Annotated in this window: 3 protein-coding genes and 1 pseudogene; 3 read left to right on the plus strand and 1 reads right to left on the minus strand. The window is 40.5% G+C overall.

The annotated features are described in order from the left end of the window. Both Q0L68_RS14710 and Q0L68_RS14715 read left to right on the plus strand, forming a co-directional pair. Positions 1–631 (plus strand): annotated as a pseudogene (locus tag Q0L68_RS14710) (amino acid transporter); the annotation flags it as partial. A 3-nt stretch (positions 632–634) separates the two neighbouring features. Next, the gene (locus Q0L68_RS14715; RefSeq protein WP_296704679.1) at positions 635–2,083 is read left to right on the plus strand and encodes an aldo/keto reductase; all 1,449 of its coding nucleotides are present in this window, start codon (positions 635–637) and stop codon (positions 2,081–2,083) included. A 29-nt stretch (positions 2,084–2,112) separates the two neighbouring features. Here the strand turns inward: Q0L68_RS14715 and Q0L68_RS14720 are convergent, their stop codons facing one another. After that, on the minus strand, positions 2,113–5,100 hold the full coding sequence (locus Q0L68_RS14720) for a hypothetical protein (RefSeq protein ID WP_296704682.1): 2,988 nt from the start codon (positions 5,098–5,100) through the stop codon (positions 2,113–2,115). Positions 5,101–5,723: 623 nt separating this feature from the next. Here Q0L68_RS14720 and Q0L68_RS14725 point away from each other — a divergent pair. Further along, complete coding sequence (locus tag Q0L68_RS14725; RefSeq protein WP_296704685.1) at positions 5,724–6,218, plus strand: PIG-L family deacetylase; 495 nt, start codon at positions 5,724–5,726, stop codon at positions 6,216–6,218. Positions 6,219–6,220 lie beyond the last annotated feature (2 nt).

Here is a 6,220-nt window from a genome sequence, read left to right on the forward strand (position 1 = left end):
AAAAGATATTACAGCTCCGGGACTCTTGAGCTATGTGCTACCTTCTGGTTGGGGAATCGCCATATTGGTTGGTGCTGCCATTGCATTAATCAATGATTTACCTGCCATGCTTTTATCCGTTTCCAGGCTGATGTTTGCTTGGGCAAAAGACGGTATTTTCCCTAAAGCCATTTCAAAAATTCATCCTACCAACCATACGCCCTTTGTCGCACTTCTTGTCGCTGGATGTATGGCAAGTATTGGAGTATTAGGTTCTCATTTGGCAGGAGATTTCTTTTTGGGAATAGATATTATGGTGACTTCCATGATGGTAAACTTTCTCTTAATGTGCATCACCTTGGTAAGCATCAGCAAGATTAATCCGCCAGTTGCAAAAAGAATTTCTGTCTTAAAAAACCGAACATTGCAGTTGTGTATTGGCTGGTTAGGAATCCTCACCTTATCAGGTTTTCTGGCCATACATACGTACAAGGATTTAACAGCCCAAACCAGCGCTTGGTATTTTCATTCTACTCCAATTTGGTTGATCGTCATGGGTTTGGCTAGTGTTATATTTGTATATAATTGGAAACGATTGAAAAAAAGTGACCCTCAAATTTCAAAACAGTTTTTAAAACTTCCTGAAGAGTAAAAAATGAACCCAAAAATTCAACTAACAGAACAATTGGAGATTTCCCGCATAGTAACGGGGTTGTGGCAAATAGCCGATATGGAGAGAGATGGCAAAACCCTAGATCCTATTGCTACCGCAAAATATATGCAGCCCTATGTGGATGCAGGACTTACCTCTTTTGATATGGCTGATCATTATGGGTCCAGCGAAATCATTGCGGGAACTTTTAAAAATGGTCTGGAAGATAAAAACGTAGTTCAATTATTTACCAAATGGGTTCCGAAGCCAGGAAAAATCACGCGTGAGGATGTTCGCGAAGCGGTTCAAACTGCCCTCGATAGAATGCAGCAAAGTAGTATTGATCTCTTGCAATTTCATGCCTGGGTGTATCATGATCCAAGTTGGCTGGATGGGCTTTTTCACTTAAAAGAGATGCAAGATGAGGGACTTATAAAGCATCTTGGAGTCACTAATTTTGATGCAGCACATTTACGAATGGCTTGTGCAAGCGGAATTCCAATTGTTAGCAATCAGGTTTGCCATTCAGTGATTGACCAAAGGGCTTCAATACAAATGAAAACTGTTTGCGAGGCTTATAACGTAAAACTTTTGGCTTTTGGAACCTTAGCAGGCGGATTTTTATCTGACAAATGGCTGGGTAAATCCGAGCCGAATGAGAAAGAATTAAGCACATGGTCTCAAATGAAGTACAAGCGTTTTATAGATACTGCCGGAGGCTGGGTTCCTTTTCAGAATTTATTGCAAACGCTTAGGGAAGTAGCGGATAAACACCAAGCTTCCATCGCCAATATCGCTAGTCGATATATCCTCGAGAATCCCGTTGTCGCCGCTATCATAGTTGGTGCACGTCTAGGTGAAAGCGAACATATAGCAGACAATAAAAAAATGTTGGAGATTGATTTGAAGCCTGAGGATATGGAAGCAATCAAAGAAGCTCAAAGTCATTTAAAAGCTATTCCTGGAGATTGCGGGGACGAGTATAGAAAACCTCCTTTTTTGACCGCATCAGGTGATTTGAGTGATCATTTGGAAACCATCCCCAAAGCCTTCACCCCAATAAAAACGGGCAAGAACAGAGAACAGATTTTCAGTGGCACGGTATGGGAAGAATATGCAGGTTACTGTAGAGCGGTGAAAGATGGAAATAGAATCCATATTTCAGGAACTACTGCCACGCATGGTCCTTTGATGATCGGAGGAAATGACGCTGCTGCCCAAACCCATTTTATCATCGATAAATTTGAGGGGGTGCTTACCTCTTTTGGGGCTTCCTTGGAAGATGTAGTCCGCACCCGGATTTTCGTCAATGAAATCAAAGATTGGGAACCCGTTGCCCGAGCACATGGTGAGAGATTTAAAGGCATCAACCCAGCAAATACGCTGGTTGAGGCAAAATTAGTCGGAGAAGGATATATGGTCGAAATTGAAGCTGAAGCTGTAATCCACTAGAATTTCCAAACCAAGTTTATTATTCCTTTTTATAGATTTTCTTTGTTGACTTCTGACTCAAAAGAATGCCATTGATTTTCCATAAAGAAATTGACCTTGATTGAATATTCATCAATCAATCCTGCTGCCTGATTAAGTACATCCCAGTTTTGCTTGGAAGGGACTTTGGTTTGTGCCGCAGCAATAGCTAGCGCATCCTGAATTTTTGAATAGGGCGAAGTTTCGAAAGATTGCCAAGCCCCAACTTGTCGTTCCGGTCTTGGAGTCTGCCCCTGAGCACGGAGTTCCTTCAATTGTTGCTGCATGCTTTTTGCCAAAACAAGAGTTTCATCTTCAGCACTAACATTGGCCTCATTTTTCTTTTGGATCAGCTCATCCACCGAAGCTTTCTTTTCATCGATGATCTTTAATTCATTCTTCAATTTCGCAAGAAGAACATCCGCTTCTTTTCGGAATTTGTAGAGTTCCTCATCCACACTTGCCTCCAAATCAAATCTCGGATCTGGAATTACTTTCACTTTGGTAGTATCAGAGAAAAGACTATCACTAATCACGATGCGATATTCTCCGGGTAAAACCGGAATATCTCTGGAAAATTCATCTTGCCAAGCTCCTGAAGTTGCCGCAGATTTTTCGTCTAATCTCCAAATCAGATAATTTAATCCATCTTCTAAGCTGTCTGCTTCAATCGTATTGATCAATCTATTTTGGGCATCAAAAACTTCCGCTTTTACCTTGTGATTTTTGGATGGTTGATTCGATAAATAGAATGGAATTTGAGTTTTCTGAAATACTTTATTTTCTCCCTCAAAAGTGGTATAAAATCCTGTCCAGATATTTCCGGGAGGATTGATAAAAAGGCCTTTGACTTGAACTGCATCATTCATTGGCAAGGCATTAATCCCGGTTTTCAATCTATTTCCAGCAATTTCCCTCAAAGACAATAAATCATCCAATACCCAAATTGCCCTTCCAAAAGTCCCAACTATCAAAGCGGATTCGGGTTCCTGAATTTTCAAATCCATGGTTGAAACAGAAGGAAACCCATTCATGAATTGCTCCCAGCTATTTCCTTCATCAATACTTATCCATAAACCATTTTCAGTTCCCAGAAAAACCAATTTGGGCTCCACAGGATCCTGAATCACTGTGAGTGCATATCCTTTTACTTTTACTTCATCCGCAAGGCGAACCCAAGTTTTACCGAAGTCATTTGTTCTAAAAAGGTAGGGTGCATAATCCCCTTTTCTGTAATTATTAACTACCATCCAGGCGCTGCCTTTATCATATCGAGAGGCTTCTATTTGGGCTATCCAACCCTCATCCGGCATTCCCTTGATATTGAAAGTAAGGTTTACCCAAGTTTTTCCTGCGTCTCTTGTCAACTGAACCTGACCATCATCTGTTCCCACCCAAATGACATTTTTATCCAAGGAACTTGGAGCAATCGTCAAAATAGAATTATAGCGCTCCGCACCCGAAACATCCAATGTAAGTCCTCCATAATCGGGCTTTTGGTGTTCAGGATTATTCGTGGTTAAGTCCGGTGAAATGATTTCCCAAGAAGCACCCTTATCATAAGTAACATGCACAAACTGGGAACCATAATAGGCCGAATTAGCATCCAAAGGATTCCTGGCAAAACCGGCATTCCAATTAAAGCGGAGGCTTGTTTTCACATCCGGAGCTGGAGGTTGAATACTCACATAATAACCTGTCAGCTTATCGTATCGGTATAAATTCCCGTTTTGCGAGGAACCATAGCCAAATCTCGAATTATCTAAATCAGGAGAAATATCAAATCCATCGCCACCCACTAAATACTGCCAATACAAGGTGCGGATCCCTCCTCTTTTCCAGGTGTAAGCAGGTCCGGACCAATTCCCGTTGTCTTGCATTCCTCCATATACATTATAAGGAACGTCATTGTCCACCCCGACATGATAGAATTGGGCAACAGGAATTGTCTCTGGAAAATACCAGCTTTTGCCATGGTCGTAGGTAATTCCCAATCCCCCATCGCCACCGATAATAAAGTGCTTTGCATCGTTTGGATTTACCCAAAAAGCATGAAAATCCGCATGAATCCCTTTCGTTTCATCTGCCGGAATCATTGGTATGGGATCAAAAGTAATCCCACCGTCATAACTAACAGATAAAGGCTGATAAATATTATAGAGTCTCTCCTTATCCTCCGTGTCAACTGCCAATTCCTGAAAATAGAAGGGTCTGTTATTGGCAAACTTGGGATTGTCATTGATCATTTCCCAGGAATCACCACCATTATCACTTCGGTAGATCGCATTTTTTTCAGCTTCTATTTTCGCATACATTCGATCAGGTTCGGATGCAGCAATGGCAAAACCAATCCGACCTAAATCCCCTGTAGGCAGCCCTTCCTCAACTCCTTGTTTATGCCAATTCTTCCCCGCATCCTGAGAGACATACAAGCCAGAACCTTCGCCTCCGGAAGTAAAATAATAAGGCGTTCTTTTATGCTCATACAAAGCAGCAAATAGTTTGTTGTGATTGCTGGGATCCATCACCAGATCGGCAATTCCTGATAGATTATTAGAAAATAAAATCTTTTCCCATGTTAACCCTCCATCAATCGTTTTATAAAGACCTCTATGTTCGTTTGCAGTAAAGGGATCACCCATGGCACCGACATAGACAATGTTTGGATCTACTGGATCGATGATAATCCGATGAATGGTTTTGGTGTCTTCCAGTCCCATATGCTGCCAGCTTTCTCCCCCATCTTCACTCTTAAAAATCCCCATTCCCAAATTCATAGAATTTCTAGGGTTTCCTTCTCCTGTTCCTACCCAAATCACATTTGGATTGCTTTGTTGGATGGCCAAAGCACCAATATTCTGGGTGGGTTGCTTATCAAAGACAGGCTTCCAAGCTGAACCTCCATTTTCCGATTTCCACACTCCACCAGAGGCTGCACCAACATACATGATTTTTGGATTTTCGGTCACCACATCAATGGTAGTAATCCTACCGCTCATATTGGCGGGACCGACGTTTCGGATGTTTAGATTTTTTAACCTAGAGAAATCAATCGTTTGGGCTGAAATAGAAAAGCTGAAACTAAAAACAAGAAAAAGAATTAGAAAAGGAACTCTCATAAAGGTCTTACTATTTGGTGGTGAACTTCTAATAGAATCTCACTCGATAGTGAGGGTTCTTTGGGTATTTTTAAGAGTGAAAAGATAGAAACAAAAAATAAAAATTAGCCTGAGTTTTTGGCAGCTATTCAGGATTTGTAATCCTGAACTTGGATCACGGGGTTTAAATCCGGGTAATTGGACCTGAAGATTCTAAATTTTCCGTTCAGGCTTAGAGATTGGATTCTGCAAATTAACTGGACTCGAAAAGTGGTATCAAAAGGAATAAATCTTCTCAGTTTGGAAACACTGTCATATCATAAGGAAGGGAAGTCATTCACATAATAAACCAATGTATTTTAATATCAAACAAAAATAATCAAAGCACTAAAGATGAGATCGATGAAATCCTTAATTTGGTTTCCACAATACCCGACTCCCCTGTGGACAATCCGGATATAAATAGGATAGACTATCGGAACTTGGGTTTAAAAAAGTGTTGTGCTGCATACCTGTCAAATAAGATGAACAAATCTGCATTAAGATATATTTTTTCTGTTTTAATAATTGCAATCACCTTTTCATGCAATGAAAAACAGAATAAATCGAAAGACATATTGGTAGTAGTTGCCCATCCAGATGATGAAACTGGATTTGGGTCCGTATTGGCAAAATTTTCACGAATTGGATATAATGTCCATTTGGTCATTGGTGTTGATGGGCGTTATGCCACACAATCCGGAAACAAAAATCCTGACTCTTTGGCCCTATCTAATAAAAAACAAGCCATTTGCTCTTGTGAAAAACTGGGGATTTCAGAACCTATTTTTTATGATTTGATTAGCTTAGATAGAAAACACGGACAAAAAGATGGTGTTAGAGCTGCCGTTGAATCAGGAATAGAATTAAGAGAAAAGCTTAAACAAACTATTCTTCAGATTCAACCCGACCTAATTATCGCTTATGGACCCGATGGAGAATATGGCCATCCTGAACATATCATTGTAGGTAGTATTTAACA

Source organism: Algoriphagus sp., from assembly GCF_024642405.1.
Lineage (GTDB): Bacteria > Bacteroidota > Bacteroidia > Cytophagales > Cyclobacteriaceae > Algoriphagus.

Coding starts and splice junctions, on each gene's coding strand:
- Q0L68_RS14715 (WP_296704679.1), top strand. CDS start 635: ATGAACCCAAAAATTCAACTAACAGAACAATTGGAGATTTCCCGCATA.
- Q0L68_RS14720 (WP_296704682.1), bottom strand. CDS start 5,100: ATGAGCGGTAGGATTACTACCATTGATGTGGTGACCGAAAATCCAAAA.
- Q0L68_RS14725 (WP_296704685.1), top strand. CDS start 5,724: ATGAACAAATCTGCATTAAGATATATTTTTTCTGTTTTAATAATTGCA.